Source organism: Cryobacterium sp. AP27, assembly GCF_056680495.1.
Genome location: NZ_CM155285.1, coordinates 129699 through 147828, shown reverse-complemented (window position 1 = coordinate 147828; position 18130 = coordinate 129699). Strand labels below are relative to the sequence as shown.

Sequence of the window (18130 nt, the reverse complement as noted above, 5' to 3'; positions counted from 1 at the left end):
AGACCAAAGGAGGCCAAACGAAAACCGGTCCTGCGAATAGAGATTCAGGGCATGCATCTGCTTCCGCGTCAAGTCTCGATGCATACGAATCGCCATGCTCGCCATGCTGACCCGCCACCTCCACCCGTGTATCGCCAAAGAGTCGAGTTGCCCCCCTACCGCCCCGTTTGAGACATGGCGTAGGCGACGGAGGCGCCCTCGCATCCGGCTGTCAGAGTTCTCCCGAGTTTGTGGGGCCGCCAATCGCCATCCTGGTCGGACAAGGCTTCCCATGGTGCTTCCACCAGGACCAGATCAAGGATTCGCTCGAAATTTCGATAGAAACCCACTCGATCTTCGAACGACACAATGGTGAATCTCGGATCGTCGCGGGTTATTGGTGCTGAGACCTGGCTATTGAGGCCACGCTCCGTGCGCCCTTCACCGCAGTTGCGGGTCATGTCCCATTGAGTGGTGTGGTTTCCCCGCTTTGAGCGTTGCTTCGTCAACGCAAGGAGCCATCGTGCGATGGTCAGTGAGTACCGACTAAAGCAACTCACGAAGGACACCACACGATGGCTCTAGACCAGTCTGCCCTGCTCAACCTGCTGGGAGAACTCAAACTCACCGATGTCACCGACCGCATCCGCGTCGCGACCGAAACTCTGTATCAAGAACTCATCGATGCGGAAGCGAGCGCGTTCATCGGCGCCGCCCCGTTTGAACGCTCCGGCGACCGCACCACGTACCGCAACGGCACCCGGCCACGGACTTTGAGCACGACCGCCGGGGACCTTGATCTGAAGATCCCGAAGCTGCGCGCCGGGTCGTTCTTCCCCGCCCTGCTCGAGCGCCGCCGCCGCGTCGACCAAGCCCTGTTCGCCGTCGTGATGGAGGCCTATGTCCACGGCGTCTCGACCCGAAAGGTCGACGACCTCGTCAAGGCGCTCGGCGCTGATACCGGGATATCCAAGTCGGAAGTGTCCAGGATCTGCGCCGGCCTCGACACGGAAGTGGCCGAGTTCCGGGACCGGACCCTGGCCGCTCAGGACTTCCCGTACGTGTTCCTCGACGCCACGTACTGCAAAGCGCGCGTCGGGCACCGCATCGTGTCCCAGGCCGTCGTCGTCGCGATCGGCGTCGCCGCCGACGGACGGCGGGAAGTCCTGGGGTTCGACGTGGGCGACAGCGAGAACGAAGGCTTCTGGACCAGCTTCTTACGGTCGTTGAAGACCCGCGGTCTCGACGGGGTGAAGCTGGTCATGTCTGACGCCCACACCGGGCTGAAGAAGGCCATCGGCACGGTCTTCCAAGGCGCCGGCTGGCAGAGATGCCGAGTGCACTTCATGCGAAACGTCCTCGCCGTGGTCCCGAAAGGATCCCAGGAGATGGTCGCGTCGATCATCCGCACCATCTTCGCCCAGCCCGACCGCGAGCACATCGAGAAGCAATTCCGTGAGGTCACCACGATGCTCAGCCGGTCCCACCCGAAGGTCGCGGCGATGCTCACCGATGCCCAACCCGACCTGCTCGCTTTCGCCGCGTTCCCGCGGCGTCACTGGCGACAGATCTGGTCGACAAACCCGTTGGAACGGGTCAACAAGGAGATCAAACGCCGCACCGATGTCGTCGGCGTCTTCCCTAACTCCGCCGCCCTCCTCCGCCTCGCGGGCGCAGTCCTGATCGAGCAACACGACGAGTGGGAAGCCGGCGAACGACGCTACTTCTCCGAAGCCTCGATGCTCGAGCTGGCCACAATGAACAACCCAACCGAGGTCATCGACGAGGCGGTGACCCTCCCAGAACTCGCTGCCGCCTAAACTAAAACAACTGACCCGCACGGTGACGATGAATTACACCACCCGGCGGGACGTGACCCAGTTGCGAATTGCTTTCTGGGACAAGCGGACACCATTGATATCCCCGAAACCATCAAACTACGGTCGCATCCTTCGAAAATGCGGTGCTCGGGACGGTCCTGTTGTCAGCGCGCCTTAAGCGAGTACCTGCTGACTTCTTCTCTGTGCACGGCTATTGGAATCCAGGTTGGCCCGAGATTCCGGAGGCCCGCAAGTGGCTCGACGCCGCCAGCGGGGCGGGCTTCCCATCTACGTCCCCGAGTGGAATGCGCTGCCGTCGATGGAGCAGGGAGCGGGAAACGGTGCAGACACCAACTCGAGCAACGGCGGGTCGGGCTTCGTCGAAAAGCGCATGTTTCTGGCCATCGATTCGGGCGCCGCGAAGATCTTCTACTTCACTCCCGTAGAGGGCTACTCCCCCAATCTTGCCTACAACGGCGATCTCGGGCTGATTACCGTGGATGGCCACCGCAAGTCCTCCGGCAACGTGTTTGAGCTCTACTCCCGTGTCGGAACGACCCGAGTTGCGGCTGACATCGCTGGGGCTGGTACGAACACCAATGACGTGTATGGGCTGGTGACGAAGGAGCCCTCCGCGGCGAAGGTCGCCACCCTGCTCTGGAACACCACGGCAAGCGACCTCACCATGGCGGTCAATCTCTCGGGCTTGCCCTATGAGGAGGAAAACTTCCGGGTCACAGAACGCGTCAGCAGCTCCACGCAGGCCAACGGCTTCGCCGACGGATCCGACATCGTCGTGCCAAGTTATCCAAGCCAGAGCGAGCATGCGGCGATCGTGAAGGACTTGGTGCACGAGAGTTCAGAGTCATACGCGGAAGAGGTGAGGGTGCCTGCCCACGGAATCGTCAGCCTGGAGATCGAGCCGAGTTTACGGGCTGCAGGCAGCCTTCCAATCACGGCCCAGCCAGCGCAGACTAATCTCGCCGCCTCCGCACTGGGCGCGATCGCGACAGCAAGCAGCTCAGTTGAACAACCCGAGTCTGGCGTTGCCAGGCTGACGAACGGGCAACGCCATGAGATCGAGTTCGGGGCGCACCCGATCAGGGGCTACACATCACAACCACAGGTCGAAGCGGCCTCGGCCGAGTGGGTGCAGATCGACCTCGGGCGCGCGCAACCGGTGGACATTGTGATGCTCTGGCCACGCGACTCGCAGGCGCAACAGGGCGTGGGTTTTCCTGATGACTTCACCATCGAAGGCTCCAATGACGGGAGCGACTGGCACGCACTCACGACCGAAACCGGATACACGGCAGGCGAAGACATCGTCGGCCCGCAACAGTTCGCGTTCAAGGCCACCGAAGTGCGTTATCTGAAGGTGGCCGCAACTCTGCTCACCGATGGCGCGCACGATCAGGCTTCCCAGTACACATTCCAATATCGGTCTACCGCAACGGCGTGGTCAACGGCGGGTTCGAGTCGGGTGGTTTGGATGAGTGGCAGGCAAAGGGTGACGTCACGGTGCAGTCAGCATCAATTCGAGGCGGTCTCCATGCCGTGGCCCTATCCGGCGATGGGTCGAGTGTTTCAGCGCGGGTGGAAGGCCTTCTGCCCAATACGGCGTACACGTTCGGCGCCTATGTGCGGCCCGAGACGGCCGATGACGCTGCCGTTGTCAAGGTGTCGGACTTTGGTTCCAAGGCCCGGACGGCCACGGTTAGATTGTCCCAATGGGGTCCAGCCTGGGTAACCTTCGCCACAGGTCCGGACGACACGAGCGCGGTGATCGAGTTCTCCAAACACGCGGGCACGGGTAGCGCTTGGGGGGACGACTTCGTTCTTACCCAGGGGGCGACGATGGTACCCGATGTACACGCGACCGAAGGACCGGGAAGTTAGCGGCGGACACCGAGAGGATTCTCCTGTGCAGCGCCCACGATGACGAGCCCGCGTAGCTGGCCGCCAGTAGGTTCACTTGTGTGCGGCAGGGCGTAACAAACCCAAACGCGCTGGCCCTCACCGCGTTTCAGGAGGGCTCGCACCGTCATCCGATGAACGACGGAGACCCGGCGCCCGGCGCGGTCCGTATTCGATCGGGGCGCCGGGCGCTTCGGGTCGGCTCCCAGGCCGACCGGCTAGCGGTCGTTGGTTGCGTCGCCACCGAGGTGCTTGTCGGCCGCTTCGAGGGCGTCTTGCACCTTGTCGGCGCGTTTGCCACCTGTGGCCTTGTCGGCGGCAGCGCGGGGTTCAATGACTTGGGCCGATTTTGCGGAGCGCGCGGGGCTCAGGAGCGGCACTGGGGGCAGGCGCCTCGACAGGCTCGACCAGCGCGGGGTTGCGTGGGCAGGGGCGGCCAGCGGTGCGCTGGTTGAGCCAGGCGCGGGTGAGTGAGGCGCGGCTCACGGAGGGACGAAAAAAAGGGCCGGTCCCGAAGGACCGACCCTTTCCAGTGAAGCGGTGTTACTTGATGATGCTCGTCACCGTTCCGGCGCCGACGGTGCGGCCACCTTCACGGATAGCGAAGCCGAGGCCCTCTTCCATGGCGATCGGCTGAATCAGCGCGACCGTCATGTCGGTGGTGTCGCCGGGCATGACCATCTCGGTGCCCTCAGGCAACGTGATGACGCCGGTGACGTCCGTGGTGCGGAAGTAGAACTGCGGGCGGTAGTTCGCGTAGAACGGGTTGTGACGTCCACCCTCGTTCTTGCTGAGGATGTACGCGGTGCCCTCGAACTCGGTGTGTGGCGTAACCGAACCGGGCTTGACGACGACCTGGCCGCGCTCAACGTCTTCGCGCTTCGTGCCACGAAGAAGAAGTCCACAGTTCTCGCCGGCCCACGCCTCGTCGAGCTGCTTGTGGAACATCTCGATTCCGGTGACCGTCGTCTTCTGGGTCTTGCGGATTCCGACGATCTCGACCTCGGAGTTGATCTTCAGGGTTCCACGCTCGGCGCGGCCCGTGACGACGGTTCCACGACCGGTGATCGTGAAGACGTCCTCAACCGGCATCAAGAACGGCTTGTCCTTGTCGCGGACGGGGTCCGGAATGAAGTCGTCGACAGCCTTCATGAGCTCAAGGATGTTGGCGGTCCACTTCGGGTCGCCTTCCAGCGCCTTGAGTGCGGAGACCGCTACAACGGGAGCGTTGTCGCCGTCGAAGCCCTGGCTGGAAAGCAACTCGCGAACTTCGAGCTCAACGAGCTCCATGATCTCTTCGTCGTCAACCATGTCGGCCTTGTTCAGGGCGACGAGCAGGGTGGGGACGCCAACCTGCTTCGCGAGCAGAACGTGCTCGCGGGTCTGGGCCATCGGGCCGTCAGTAGCGGCAACCACGAGGATTGCGCCGTCCATCTGAGCAGCACCGGTGATCATGTTCTTGATGTAGTCAGCGTGGCCCGGAGCATCGACGTGCGCGTAGTGGCGCTTGTCGGTCTCGTACTCAACATGCGAGATGTTGATGGTGATGCCGCGCTGGCGTTCCTCGGGAGCCGAGTCAATCGACGCGAAGTCGCGCTGAACGTTGATCTTGGACGGGAACGTATCGGCGAGGACCTTGGAGATCGCTGCAGTCAGCGTGGTCTTTCCGTGGTCAACGTGACCGATGGTTCCGATGTTTACGTGCGGCTTTGTCCGCTCGAACTTGGCCTTGGCCACTGTGGGTCCTCCTCAGGACTCGCGTGCAAATTCACGATTGTCGTTGTGACCAATCGGGGATGCGCTGGATGTGTCTACTTATGTTACTCGGGCCAGGTGGCCTAAGCGATTCGGCCCTAAGGCCACCTTCAGGCTATTCGCCCTTGTTCTTGTTGATGATCTCGTCGGCAACAGCCTTCGGGACCTCCGCATAGCTCTCGAAACTCATCGAGTACACGGCGCGTCCTGAAGTCTTCGACCGCAGGTCACCGATATAACCGAACATTTCGGAGAGGGGGACGTGTGCGCGAATTACCTTCACGCCCTGTGCGTCCTCCATGGTCTGAATCTGCCCACGACGCGAGTTGAGGTCTCCGATTACGTCACCCATGTATTCCTCAGGGGTGCGAACTTCGACGCTCATCAGCGGCTCAAGCAGTACGGGGTTTGCCTTGCGAACGGCTTCCTTGAAGCCCATCGAGCCGGCAATCTTGAACGCCATCTCCGAGGAGTCGACGTCGTGTGCGGCACCGTCGAGCAGGCTTGCCCGAACGCCGACCATGGGGTAACCGGCAAGGATACCCACGTGCAGGGCGTCCTGGATTCCGGCATCCACGGAGGGGATGTATTCACGCGGGATACGACCACCGGTGACCTTGTTCACGAACTCGTACGACTTGTCCGCAGTGATTTCCATCGGCTCGATCGCGATCTGAATCTTCGCGAACTGGCCGGATCCACCGGTCTGCTTCTTGTGCGTGAAGTCGTGACGCTCGACGGCCTTGCGGATCGTCTCGCGGTACGCAACCTGGGGCTTGCCGACGTTTGCTTCCACGTTGAATTCACGCTTCATACGGTCGACGAGGATGTCCAGGTGAAGTTCACCCATTCCCTTGATTACCGTCTGGCCAGTTTCCTGGTTCTGCTCGGTACGGAACGTGGGGTCTTCTTCGGCCAGCTTCTGGATCGCGAGACCCAGCTTTTCCTGGTCCTGCTTGGTCTTCGGCTCGATGGCAACCTCGATAACCGGGTCAGGGAACGTCATCGACTCAAGTACGACCTGGTTGTTCGGGTCGCACAGGGTGTCGCCGGTGGTGGTGTCCTTGAGGCCGATGACCGCGTAGATGTGACCGGCGGTCACGAAGGCCACCGGGTTCTCCTTGTTGGCGTGCATCTGGAAGATCTTGCCGATGCGCTCTTTCTTGCCCTTGGTCGAGTTGGCGACGTGGGCTCCGCTGTCGAGGCGGCCGGAGTAAACGCGCACGTAGGTGAGGCGACCGAAGAACGGGTGCACCGCGACCTTGAACGCGAGCGCCGTGAACGGCTCGTTCGAGTCCGGGTGACGCATGATGATCTTCTCTTCGTCGCGCGGGTCGTGCGCCTCAATGGCAGGCACGTCGAGCGGCGTCGGGAGGTAATCGATGACAGCGTCGAGCATCGGCTGAACGCCGCGGTTCTTGAACGCAGAACCACAGAGAACCGGGTAGATCTCGCTGTTGATCGTGAGCTTGCGAATCGCGCCCTTGATCTCGGCTACGGTCAGCTCTTCGCCGGCGAAGTAGCGCTCCATGAGGTCATCGTCGGTCTCCGCGACGGTCTCGAGCAGAAGCTGGCGGTATTCCGCCGCCTTCTCAACGAGGTCGGCCGGGATCTCTTCGATGGCGTACTTCGAGCCCATCTCCACGTCACCCTTGGAGTCTCCACGCCAGGTGAGTGCGCGCATCTGAACGAGGTCTACGACACCCTCGAAGCCAGACTCTTCACCAATCGGCAGCTGGAGAACCAGCGGCTTTGCGCCGAGGCGCTTGATGATGGTGTCGACCGTGAAGTAGAAGTCCGCGCCGAGCTTGTCCATCTTGTTGACGAAGCAAATGCGGGGAACGTCGTACTTGTCGGCCTGACGCCACACGGTTTCGGACTGGGGCTCAACGCCCTCCTTGCCGTCGAATACGGCAACAGCACCGTCGAGGACGCGGAGCGAACGCTCCACCTCCACGGTGAAGTCAACGTGACCCGGGGTGTCGATGATGTTGATCTGGTTGTCGTCCCAGAAACACGTCGTCGCAGCGGAGGTAATCGTGATTCCACGTTCCTGCTCCTGCGCCATCCAGTCCATCGTGGAGGCGCCGTCGTGCGTCTCACCGATCTTGTGGTTGACACCCGTGTAGAACAGGATGCGCTCAGTCGTGGTGGTCTTGCCAGCATCAATGTGAGCCATGATGCCGATATTGCGGACCTTGCTCAGGTCGGTGAGCACGTCAAGTGCCACGGGGGTCCTCCGGAAGGGTAGGGGTGGGAAAAGTGGAACAATGCCGCCGGACGGGCACGTCGAGAACAGGTCTCGACGTGCCCGACCAGTGGTGCGTGACTACCAGCGGTAGTGAGCGAAGGCCTTGTTCGCCTCGGCCATCTTGTGCGTGTCTTCGCGACGCTTCACAGCGGCACCAAGGCCGTTGCTCGCGTCGAGAATCTCGTTGGTGAGACGCTCGGTCATGGTCTTCTCGCGACGCGCCTTGGCGTAGCTCGTCAACCAACGCAGCGCCAACGTGTTGGCGCGGTGCGGCTTGACCTCAACGGGCACCTGGTACGTGGAGCCACCAACGCGGCGCGAACGCACCTCGAGGGTCGGGCGCACGTTGTCGAGTGCCTTCTTCAGCGTGACAACAGCATCTGCCTCGTTCTTGGCAGCGACACCGGCGAGTGCATCGTAAACGATGCGCTCAGCGAGGCCCTTTTTGCCGTCGAGGAGAATCTTGTTGACCAGCTGGCTGACGATGGGTGCACCGTAAACCGGGTCGGCTACTACGGGGCGCTTGGGAGCGGGACCTTTACGAGGCATTACTTCTTCTCCATCTTTGCGCCGTAGCGGCTACGAGCCTGCTTGCGGTTCTTGACGGCCTGGGTGTCCAGTGCGCCGCGAATGATCTTGTAACGCACACCGGGGAGGTCCTTGACACGGCCTCCGCGCACGAGCACCATCGAGTGCTCCTGCAGGTTGTGGCCCTCGCCGGGAATGTAGGCGGTGACTTCGGTGCCGTTGGAGAGCTTGACGCGGGCGACCTTACGCAGAGCCGAGTTCGGCTTCTTCGGGGTGGTCGTGTACACACGAGTGCATACGCCGCGCTGCTGCGGGTTGGACTTCAGGGCGGGAGCCTTGGTCTTGGTGACCTTGGGGCTGCGGCCCTTTCTGACCAACTGCTGAATGGTGGGCACTAATTACTCCTTGTTATTGCTGCACGGTGACAGCTTTGTGATGGTTAGCATTCGACGTTCCGTTGCCGGCGCATCGAGTTCATCTGGACCCGTCGTTCCGCACGAAATCGTTCTCGTTCGGTTCAATGGGTATGCCGTGGGGGCTGCTCGGAGAGCAAACCCTGCAGTGTGGCTGCCGCGGCTGTCCGCGTGTCGTTTCTACTCACCTTCACAGGGGTAATCCGGGGCACACTTAAGGCGCACGACAAAGCGCACACCTTGCAACAATAACCCGCCCGGATGCCTGCGGTCAAATGGAGCGAACCGGGCCGATCGGGCTCAGGATCCGCGCGGCCACAACGGCGAGTCGAGGGTGCTTTCCAGGTCAGCCAGCAGCGCCTGTACCTGCGGTTCGACGAATTCGGCGACGCCCGCGCGTATCCGCTTGCGATGCAGTGCGAGCTCCGCGCACAGCCGCCGTCCCGCCTCGGCGGCGAACTTGTCGGCGATGGCCACCTCGCCCAAGACCGCCGCCTTCTCCTCGGCGCTGAGCGGCGGTGCCGGCAGTTGCGGTTCTGGTTCTGGTTCGGCCGTTTCGACGTCGGACCACTCGGAGAGTTCCGCGAGGGTGAACAGGTACGGGGCCTCCGGCGCCGCTGGCGGGTCGAGGTCCAGGCCCTTGTATTCGGGGTCGAGTCCCTCGCGTGGGCGGTAGAGCCGCCGGGCACGCCGCGCTTCGTCGAGGCGCAGCTCCCGGGCGAGCAGGGGAAGGTGTTGCTCCGTGTACTCGTCAACGGATGCGTCCACCACGATCTTCATGCGCATCGCGAGGGCGTGCTGCACCGCGTGCGGCACATCTTCGTTGAGGCCGGCCGCGGCAATGACGGGAGATCCGAAGCACTGGCGGCACAGGCGGGCGCGACTGCGATGGGTTCCGGGTCGCCATCTCGGCAACCAGCGCAACCAATTGTCAACCTCGTGGCTGACCCGCGTCTCTACGGACCGCTCCATACCGCTAAGGATACGCGAAAACGGCCCTAATCGCCCCGGCGCTCCCACGGCCACAGGGGGCGGCCGCCGGAGCCGACGTGCGCGGCGAGCAGCCACGAGTAAAGCAGAGTGACCAGGAACGCGAACACGGCCGTGAGACCGGCGAAGGGGCCGAGCAGCAGGTCGAAGGCCAGCGTGGTCGCGCTTCGGACATCGCCGGTTCCGACGAAGATGAACACCGCCCCCGCCGCGGGAAACAACAGCCAGCCGACCACGCCGGTGACGATGGAATACCCGAGCATCACCCGCTGGTTTTCCGGCCGGGTGCGTATGCCGATGAGCACCATCCGCACCAGCACGAACACCACGACCACGCCCACAATGCTCGGCCCGACCAGGGGTCCGGCCTGCGGGTCGGGGATCACCTCAGCGTTGGTGAGCAGGCTTCCGACTCCGAGCACGGCGACAACCAGCGCCGCATAGAGAACGACGGCGAACAGGGCCAACACGATTGCGTACTTCTGGTACTCACGCACGACGTCTCCTCCCGCCTGAACCGCTCGGCGCGGCGCTGACGGTGCGCCGAGCGGCCGCCACCGTGTGGGTGGCGACTAGTTGGAGAGGTGCGGGCCGTCGGCGAGGAGACGCTCGTACTCCGCGCGGGCCTCAAGGTTGCGCTTGGTCACGCGCTTGCCGCGCTGGGCGATCCACGCGCCGGTCCAGATGGGAACCTCGCGGGCGATCACTGCGGCCGCGATGGCGCCGGGGTTCAGCCACTGGGTTGAGAGGAACCGGGCGGCTTCCTCGGGGTTGAGGTTCCACGCCTGCACGGTGAGCAGCGCACCACCGATGTAGGAGAAGTACACGACGACGGCCACCAGGAAGCCGAAGAGCACGTAGGCCCACCAACCGCCGCGGTTGACGATGGCCACCAGAATGGCCAACGCGAGGAAGAAGAAGATGACCGGAATGTAGAACACCGGGCGTACGGCGAATTCGGTGAACGTCGTCGCCGCGACCGAGATCGTCGTGCTGGTGATACCCGCAATGACGAAGATGGCAGCGGCGTAGAGCACCGTGAAGATGGCCGTGGCGATCAGGGCGATCAGGATGCCGCCGCCGCGGTTGCTGCGGTCGACGGGCTTCTGCGGCGCCTGCACGTAGATGGGCGTCTGCGCGGCAGGGGGCGTCGCGGAAGCCGGCACGGGAGTCGGCTCGGCTACCGGCTCGGCTACCGGCTCGGCTACCGGAACGTAGGCGGCCGGCACAGCGGCGGGAACGGGGACGGGCTCGGAGACGGCGGGGGCCGACGCGACGGGACGCACGACATCCGTGTCCGCCTGCTCGTGCTCGTTGGCCGCACGGTCGCTCGGGGCGGCGTAGTCGTCGGCGAGGGTCGGTGCGGCGGCGTGCGATCCGGTGCCGGTGACGTTCTCGGGCTCTTCGGTCGCGGCGGCGGCGGCGTAGTCGATCTCGAAATCCCTGCGGTCGGCGGCGGGTGAAGCAGTCTCGGTGCCGGGAGTTTCGTGCTCAAGCGGCGTCGCGGCATCCGTCTCGGGATTCTTCGTGCCGTCGTTGAATGTGTTGTCGCTCATGCTGCACTCCTCGTGGCCTGAATGGGGGCTGACCGGGACATAGTACCAAGCCCTGTCTCCGTAAACCCGAAAGGCTCGGCGCGTCACGCCAAACCGTAGAGCCTCAGCCAGCCTCGCGCAATGGTGTCACCGAAATGAATCCCGATCCGGCCGCGGCGATCGCGGCGGTGGACCGCCATGGTGGATCGCTCGGACCGTCTACCCGGCGGCGACCGTTGCGGGCGACGTCGTTTCGGCCGGCACGAGTACGTAGACCAGCCCGGTGATCGTGGCGACAATGTCGGTCGTCGCTTCCCCGGCACCGTCGGCGGCTGACGCCGTCGAATAGCCCGTGACGAGAAAGAGTCGCTTGCCGGTTTGAAGCCCGCTGATGAAGTTGAGGGCGTTGCCGTAGCTGCCGGTCACGTCGACCGTCACTTCCAGCGAGGCAAAGTTCGCTGCGGTGATCTGCGGGCTCGTCACGGGAGGAGCTCCGGCTACGGGAGCAACCGGCTCGGTACTGGTAGAACCGGACTCGGCCGCCGGTGTCGCGACGGCCGCGGCGCCGACCGACGCGTAGGGCACCGCCTCCGCGACGGTGATTCCGGTGAGCGTCACCTGTGAGGCGCCGGCGAGGGCATCGAGCTGGTTCACAAACGCCGGCATATCCGTTCCGGACGGTACGGATTCGCTCAGGGGCGTGAGCTGCGCCTTGAGCTCGTCAATCCCCTCGAAGTCCTGCCTCAGCTGTTCGAGCACCGCCGCCTGCCCCAGATTGGAGGCTTCGACCGAGGCGCGGTCCTGGTCCGAAATTGCGGCGGCGGCCAATTGCGGTTGCACAACGAGAAGCCCTCCAAGGGCGACGGTCACCACCATGGCGAGTACCAGAAAGGTGAGCCAGATTTTGTTCTTGTCCACGATTACTTCTCCTCCTCGACGAAGCGCTCAGCGAAGGCGGCATCGTTGATGTGCATCGTGATGTTGACCGTGTACACGCCGGTTGCCGTGTCCAGATCCACCGAGCCCGGAAGGGCGTCTGCGAAACCGGGCAGCGTGGCCAACGAGATCAGCCAGGTGGGCACGTCCGGCAGAACCGGGCTGGTGGCTTCAAACGTCACTGTGGCCACCCGCTCCCCCTGTAGCGGAGCCGTCGGCTGAGCATAGATGGCCAGCGGCGACGAGGAATTGATCGTGACCGATTGGATGGCCACGCTCGGGGGAAGTTTCGCCTGCACCTCTTCGAGGTACTTCTTCCAATCGATCTCGGTGGACACTCCCACGCGCTGGGCGGCCTCGATCTGATCGACCTGGCCTTGTACGGTGCGTACCTCCACGTACTGGGCCTGTTCAGCCACGATCCCGGCGGTGCGGGACTGCTCAACGGCGAGGCGAGCCTGCGCCCGAAGCGCCAACGCTGTTGCTCCGGCACTCCCGGCGAGCGTGATGACCAGCACGGCGATCACACCGACGATGAGGCGTCGACGCAGCAGCGAAGCCGCACGTTCCTTGTGCACTTCCGGCGGCATCAGGTCGCCGCGAGGTTCTCCACCGATGACCAGCACACCGTTCGCCCGGCTCATGCCGCCCGCCCCAATGCGAGTCCGAGAGCCACGGTCAGCGCGGCACTGTGCCGACGGATCTCATCGGCATCGATGTTGCGGCCCAGCGCCACCGACGAGAACGGATCCCCGATACTCACGCTCAGTCGCGTCAGGTCGGCCAGCGCGCCCGGGAGCCCCGCCAGCTGGGCTCCACCGCCGCTCAGCACAATCCTGCTCACCGGATCAACCGGGCGGGTGTTCACGAAATAGTTGATCGTATTGCGGAGACTCGACAGCTGTTCGCGCGCGATCCCGTAGATGACTTCCACGGCGGTCTTGTCCTCCGGCGCCACATGTCCCGTCGCCAGGCCCAGGCGACGTTTCAGGAGCTCCGGGTCTTCCGCCTCGCTGCCGAGGGCACTGAGCAGCGCCTGGGTGATGTCGTTGCCGCCCGTGGCGATTATTCGAACGAACTGCGGAACCCCGTCCGTGGCGATCACGACGCTGGTGGTGCTCCCGCCGATGTCAATGAGCGCAACGGTCCCGGCGACACCCGGCCGGGAAAGCAGCACCCGGCTGAGAGCGAAGGGGATCATGTCCACGTCAATGGCCGTCAGCCCGGCCAGCTGGGTGGCGCGCACATTGCCGAGCACCGCTTCCTTAACCGCGGCCAGCAGCAAACCCCGCACCATCGGCCCGTGTTCCCCGGCGACCTCGGCGATCGGATAGAAGTCGAGCACCGCATCGGCGACGGGTACCGGCAGCATGTCCTGCACCTCGAAGGGCAGGGACTGCCGGATGCGCGCCTGCGACATCTTCGGCACCGTCAGGTCGCGGGCGAGCACGCGCTGGTTTCCCACCCCGAGAACGACCTTGCGGGATTTGAACCCTCCGGCAGACCACAGGTGCCGGAGCGCCGTGGCAACGGTGTTGGGTTCAAGCACCTCCCCGCTGCTGACCGATCCGTCGGGAAGCGGCACCTCGAAATAGCGCAGCACGGTGGGCCGGGCCTTGCCCGGGTCTCCCACTTCGACGGCACGCACCGAGTTGTTGCCGATGTCTATTCCTACGACACTCGTTGTCATGTGCGTGCTCCTTCGCTGCTGCCTCTGAACTGCTTCATCGCTATGCCAATCCCACTAGTGTCAGGTAACCGTGCCACACCGCGGAGCCGAAGAAGATTCCGACCCACGCGCCCGCGAGCATCCACGGGCCGAACGGAATACCGCTCTTGCGGTTCGCGCGTTTCGTGACCAGCAGGGCCACGCCGAAGAGACCGCCGAGCAGGAACGCCGCGAACGCGCCCACCGCCAGGGGCCCCCAGCCCAGAAAGCCGAGAAAGAGTCCCAGCACCCCCGCGAGTTTGACGTCGCCGAGGCCCATTCCGCCCGGGTAGGCCACCGCCATCAGGAAGTACGCGAGCCCGAGTGCCGCGGCCCCGATGCCGGCCCGCAGCAGCGCCCCGTAGTCTCCGGCGATGGCACCGGCCGCTCCGAGCAGCACCGCGCCGACGATGAAGCTCGGCAGCACAATGGCATTCGGCAGGGTGTGGGTGTCCAGGTCGATCAAGGCCAGGGCCACACTGACCGCGGCCAGATACAGGAAGGCCAGCAGAACCAGCCCGGTCACGAGATACGGCCCGTCCCGGGTCAGCCGGCCAAGGCCGGCGGCCGGGCCCGCCGAGACATCACCCCACAGCACGACCCACCCGACTAACGCAAAGAAACCAGCTGTTCCCAACTCCACCAGCGGGTACCGCACGGAAATTTGGGTTCCGCAGGCCCGGCACCGGCCGCGCAGTGCCAGCCACGACAACACCGGAACGTTGTCGTAGGGCTTGATCTCTGCCGCACACCGGGGACATGCGCTGGGTGGCGACACGATCGAGCGCCCGATCGGCACGCGATAGATGACCACGTTCAGGAACGATCCCACGAGCAGCCCGAGGATGCCGATCGTCACGATCGAGATCGCCGTCACCGTGCGATTTCCCGGTAGCCGCCGAATTCCGAGTCCTCATAGACGGCGGGGGCGTTCCACTTCTGCCGGAGGGAACCGTCGCAGGCCGTCACGCGCACCTTTGAATAGAACGTTCTGAACGGATCGCTCGGATCGGCGAACATGCACCTCCCGAAGGTATCGATCATGAGGTAGCTCGAGGCGTAATCGCCGGTGTTTTTCACCCGGGTCCACTGCTGCTTCGTTGAGCCGTTGCAGGCCTGAAAGACCAGGTCTCCGCTTCCCACTCCAACCGCGGGCACGGTGAGGCACCGTTTTCCGCTGGGCGAGTTGACGTAGATCGCCTGGGGACCGAGGCTCGACTGACCGACCGGCGGTTCGGTGTAGTACCACTTGTGGTTCCACTTGAGAAAGCTGCCGGTACTCGTCGGGTCTTGCTTGCATGGGTACACGATCATGAACGAGCTGTTGATCTGCTCATCCGTCACATCGGCGCAGCGGCCGAATTCGGCGTAGTTGACGAGTTGGTGGGTGTCGTAGCCGGCCGCACCGGCGCCGACCAGCGAGGACGGAGCGAAGGTGCCGTTGCAGCCCCATCGTACGTAGAGTTCCTTGTACTCTTTCGCCGCCGAGCCGTCGCCTGTGTCCGGCGACAGGCAGTAGTTGCTGGGGCCGCTCGAGATGTCCGGGTTCTGGCCCCGCCAGGAATAGTCTCCGGTCCAATTCCACAGCTGGCTCCACCGGTCGGGGTTTGTCGGTGCGAGGCAGTCTTCGAGCCGCGCCTGCTGACGGTTGGTGTCACCGGCCTTCTTCGGACCGGTGACGCACAGCGGGGTCTCACCCGCGACGGTCGTGCTGGCCAGGATCAACTGATAGTCGCTCGAGTAGGCCCACAGCTGAAAATCAGAGCCGGTGCACTCGCTCTTCGGAACGAAATCGATGTTCGGGTTGTTCTTGGCGTTCTTCACCTCGAGGCAATAGTCGCCATTTGAATTCCAGATCATTCCGCCCGACACATTGGCATTGCTGACCTTGAACTTGTACACGGCCGAGAGGGCGCGGTCGCCGTCGTCGGGGGTTGCCGGCGCCGTGGCGTCCTTTCCCCCCGAGTACACGTAGGCATACTTCGGCACGCTGGCCACGCCGCCCGAAGTCGAGCACGGCAGGTCGTTCGATGCCCGCCAGGCGTCGTTCTCCTTCGTCGGGTCTTCGGAGAAATATTGGATTGTCACGGTGTAGAAGGCCCCGGGGTCGGCCGAGGCGGTGACCCTTCCTGTGACAGTGCAGGGAAGCTTGGCAGGGTCGCCGTAGACCTGCCCCGTGACATCCGCAACGCCCGCCGCCGAACGGATGAGCCCGAGTGCTGTTTGCAGGCCGGCCTGCGCCGAATAGACCGTGCGGGTGTTCTGCTGCGCGTTTCGGACCGGGGCACCCTGGCTGAGGATCGCGCTCAGAAGCACGACCGACAGCCCGGCGGCGAGCACCATGAAGAAGATGGCCGTGAGGAGCGCCACCCCGCTTTCGCTCCCGTCACGATTCCAACGTGCATCTCGCCATTCGTTGAACTTGGGTGTTTTCACGGTCGGTTTCCTGCCGGGCACACGGGTGTGTCGCTTTCCTTGTTGTTGTCGAGGTCCAGGTTGCTGGGCGAACTGATCGAGCTGTTGCGAGCCACGAATGACGTGCTCATCGCCGCCCCCGCGTCGAGACTGGCGCTGCCGGCGTGAATGGTGACGACCAGCTGTTGCATGGTGGAACCCGAGACGGACGCGGGCTTGAGCTCGAACGGGTAACCCACGCCGCCGTCATCGATCACGTGATTCTGTTTCGTGGACCAGGCGCCGACGGTTGCGCTCGGCAGGTCACTCCAGGTGCGCGATTCGAGCCGACCAAGGCTCGGCGAGTAGCGCCACTGCGTGCACGTTGTCACGCCGCTGACCGAGCTGGCACCGGGCGTGCGGAATTCGACGTAGCGGGAGCCGCCCGCACCGGCGCCGGGAAAATTGACGGCATCCGCATACCGCACCTGGCGGTCGAAGGCACCGAACACCGTGAGGGTGAAATTCGACGCCTCGGAGGTGGCCTGCGACCGGGATGCGTTCTGGGCCAGGGTGACGGTCGTGCCGAGAATCATCGCCATGAAGATCAGGAAGATGCTCATGGCGACCATGAGTTCGATGAGAGTCATGCCGCGTTCGGTGTCGTGCGTGCCGGGGGTTCGGCTGTCGCGCTGCCGGCCAACGCGCCTAACCATTGGTCTGCCACTGCAGATCGAAGTGCGGGTCGACGAGGCTGGTGGTCTGGTACGAACATCCGGCCGCGCAGCCGGAGCCAGCCGTCCAGCGCACGACGACGATCACGCGGATGAGCCGTGTCGTGCCCGTGGGCGTAGCGTCGAGCTTGCAGTTGCCGGTGCCGGAGGTGGCCTGATAGCAGGTGCCGATGAGAGTGTCGGTCGTGTACTTGGTGCCGCTGCGGGTGGCGCTGGAGGAGATCGGCACGATCGGGGTCGATGAGGCCACGGCCGCCGTGTCCCACCCGGCGTACGTGTCGGAGAGGCCGCCCAGGCCGGCATTCGCGCTCCATTGCGCGGTGACGGCGGATTGCGTTCTACCTCGAAACAGGTAGCTTTCCCCGGTTACGGAGTTGGTGCCCGCAGCCTGTGCGCTCACGTGCTCCATTGCCTCGTTGGCGACGGTGACCGCGAGTCCCTGCCGTTGTTGTGCCGCCGCCGATGTCTGACTCGTGATGCTGAGTCCCACGACCGCGGTCGCAATGATGCCCATGATGCTGATCGCCACGATCACCTCGATGAGCGTCATGCCCGCGGATCCCGCCGCCTGGGCGCGCTGACTGGGCAGTTTCACGACGTCTCCTTGCGCGTCTCGACGGGATAGAGGTCGTGCGGGGCGCCGCCTCAGCGACGCCCCGCACGTGAGGGCGTCGCCGCCCTGGCTGTCGGTTACTTGTTAGCCAACAGCATCGGCCCACGGCTGGAGGCCGCCGTCGGCGCTGTCGTAGGTCTGGCTTCCATCGGTGTTCGTGTTCGAGCCCACGATCGTGTAACTCGTCTCGGCAGTTGCATCCACTGTGATGGTGTTTCCGGTCGAGAACAGGACGTCTCCGTCGAAGTCCTTGTACGAACCATTGTGGTCGGTGCCGTAGGTCTCGACGACGACGGCGGCGCTCTTGAGGTCGGAGGCGACGGACGCTTTCCAGGCGCTCTCACGCTGGTTCAGGAACACCGGGATCGCGATGGCGGCGAGGATGCCGATGATGATGATGACGACGAGAAGCTCGATGAGCGTGAAGCCCTTCTGCTTCTCGTCAGGGTTCTTTCGACGGCGGTCAAGTTCGATAAGGCTTCTTCTGAGCACGAGTGTTCCCATCCATAGTTGCGCCGCCCCCCGATTGATCGGAACGGAATTCTCTAAAAGTAACA

The 18130-nt window shown here is 63.9% G+C and carries 18 protein-coding genes and 1 pseudogene; 3 read left to right on the top strand and 16 right to left on the bottom strand.

The genetic code is table 11. From position 1 onward, the window contains the following. The first annotated feature begins 554 nt into the window (after nucleotides 1-554). From AC1MB9_RS00690 to AC1MB9_RS00680, 3 genes and pseudogenes are all read left to right on the top strand, one after another. The gene (locus AC1MB9_RS00690; RefSeq protein ID WP_479963146.1) at nucleotides 555-1799 is read left to right on the top strand and encodes an IS256 family transposase; all 1245 of its coding nucleotides are present in this window, start codon (nucleotides 555-557) and stop codon (nucleotides 1797-1799) included. Between the two features lie 319 nt (nucleotides 1800-2118). Next, a pseudogene (locus AC1MB9_RS00685) lies at nucleotides 2119-3177 on the top strand (discoidin domain-containing protein); the annotation flags it as partial. Nucleotides 3178-3257: 80 nt separating this feature from the next. Next, entirely contained in the window at nucleotides 3258-3698 is a 441-nt protein-coding gene (locus tag AC1MB9_RS00680; protein WP_479964553.1) for a carbohydrate binding domain-containing protein, read from the top strand. A gap of 236 nt (nucleotides 3699-3934) precedes the next feature. Here the strand turns inward: AC1MB9_RS00680 and AC1MB9_RS00675 are convergent, their stop codons facing one another. From AC1MB9_RS00675 to AC1MB9_RS00600, 16 genes are all read right to left on the bottom strand, one after another. Beyond that, on the bottom strand, nucleotides 3935-4096 hold the full coding sequence (locus AC1MB9_RS00675; RefSeq protein ID WP_479963145.1) for a hypothetical protein: 162 nt from the start codon (nucleotides 4094-4096) through the stop codon (nucleotides 3935-3937). Between the two features lie 163 nt (nucleotides 4097-4259). After that, nucleotides 4260-5453, bottom strand: a complete 1194-nt coding sequence (gene tuf, locus AC1MB9_RS00670) for an elongation factor Tu (RefSeq protein WP_479963144.1) — start codon at nucleotides 5451-5453, stop codon at nucleotides 4260-4262. Between the two features lie 133 nt (nucleotides 5454-5586). Then, nucleotides 5587-7701 carry an elongation factor G gene (gene fusA / locus AC1MB9_RS00665; RefSeq protein WP_479963143.1) on the bottom strand — a complete coding sequence of 705 codons (2115 nt, stop codon included), beginning with the start codon at nucleotides 7699-7701 and terminating at the stop codon, nucleotides 5587-5589. A gap of 99 nt (nucleotides 7702-7800) precedes the next feature. Beyond that, nucleotides 7801-8271, bottom strand: a complete 471-nt coding sequence (rpsG, locus tag AC1MB9_RS00660) for a 30S ribosomal protein S7 (protein ID WP_479963142.1) — start codon at nucleotides 8269-8271, stop codon at nucleotides 7801-7803. Further along, the gene (gene rpsL, locus AC1MB9_RS00655; RefSeq protein ID WP_035834602.1) at nucleotides 8271-8645 is read right to left on the bottom strand and encodes a 30S ribosomal protein S12; all 375 of its coding nucleotides are present in this window, start codon (nucleotides 8643-8645) and stop codon (nucleotides 8271-8273) included. Before rpsL ends, rpsG begins: the two co-directional genes overlap by 1 nt. 318 nt (nucleotides 8646-8963) lie before the next feature. Beyond that, nucleotides 8964-9635 carry a spermidine/putrescine ABC transporter substrate-binding protein gene (locus AC1MB9_RS00650; RefSeq protein ID WP_479963141.1) on the bottom strand — a complete coding sequence of 224 codons (672 nt, stop codon included), beginning with the start codon at nucleotides 9633-9635 and terminating at the stop codon, nucleotides 8964-8966. 26 nt (nucleotides 9636-9661) lie between these two features. Next, on the bottom strand, nucleotides 9662-10150 hold the full coding sequence (locus AC1MB9_RS00645; protein ID WP_479963140.1) for a DUF6121 family protein: 489 nt from the start codon (nucleotides 10148-10150) through the stop codon (nucleotides 9662-9664). Nucleotides 10151-10225: 75 nt separating this feature from the next. Beyond that, entirely contained in the window at nucleotides 10226-11209 is a 984-nt protein-coding gene (locus AC1MB9_RS00640) for a hypothetical protein (RefSeq protein WP_479963139.1), read from the bottom strand. A 198-nt stretch (nucleotides 11210-11407) separates the two neighbouring features. Next, nucleotides 11408-12106 (bottom strand): hypothetical protein, encoded by a 699-nt coding sequence (locus AC1MB9_RS00635; protein ID WP_479963138.1) that lies wholly within the window; start codon nucleotides 12104-12106, stop codon nucleotides 11408-11410. A gap of 2 nt (nucleotides 12107-12108) precedes the next feature. Beyond that, entirely contained in the window at nucleotides 12109-12768 is a 660-nt protein-coding gene (locus AC1MB9_RS00630) for a hypothetical protein (protein WP_479963137.1), read from the bottom strand. Next, nucleotides 12765-13814, bottom strand: a complete 1050-nt coding sequence (gene pilM, locus AC1MB9_RS00625; RefSeq protein ID WP_479963136.1) for a type IV pilus assembly protein PilM — start codon at nucleotides 13812-13814, stop codon at nucleotides 12765-12767. The genes AC1MB9_RS00630 and pilM overlap by 4 nt, the downstream gene beginning before the upstream one ends. 40 nt (nucleotides 13815-13854) lie before the next feature. Further along, nucleotides 13855-14709: a prepilin peptidase gene (locus tag AC1MB9_RS00620; protein ID WP_479963135.1), complete on the bottom strand. Its 855-nt coding sequence runs from the start codon at nucleotides 14707-14709 to the stop codon at nucleotides 13855-13857. Next, nucleotides 14706-16268 (bottom strand): RICIN domain-containing protein, encoded by a 1563-nt coding sequence (locus tag AC1MB9_RS00615; protein WP_479963134.1) that lies wholly within the window; start codon nucleotides 16266-16268, stop codon nucleotides 14706-14708. The genes AC1MB9_RS00620 and AC1MB9_RS00615 overlap by 4 nt, the downstream gene beginning before the upstream one ends. Beyond that, a complete protein-coding gene (locus AC1MB9_RS00610) occupies nucleotides 16265-16942 on the bottom strand; it encodes a PulJ/GspJ family protein (protein WP_479963133.1) in 678 nt (225 codons plus the stop codon). Before AC1MB9_RS00610 ends, AC1MB9_RS00615 begins: the two co-directional genes overlap by 4 nt. After that, the gene (locus AC1MB9_RS00605; protein WP_479963132.1) at nucleotides 16935-17555 is read right to left on the bottom strand and encodes a prepilin-type N-terminal cleavage/methylation domain-containing protein; all 621 of its coding nucleotides are present in this window, start codon (nucleotides 17553-17555) and stop codon (nucleotides 16935-16937) included. Before AC1MB9_RS00605 ends, AC1MB9_RS00610 begins: the two co-directional genes overlap by 8 nt. 102 nt (nucleotides 17556-17657) lie before the next feature. Then, nucleotides 17658-18065, bottom strand: a complete 408-nt coding sequence (locus AC1MB9_RS00600) for a prepilin-type N-terminal cleavage/methylation domain-containing protein (protein WP_479963131.1) — start codon at nucleotides 18063-18065, stop codon at nucleotides 17658-17660. Nucleotides 18066-18130 lie beyond the last annotated feature (65 nt).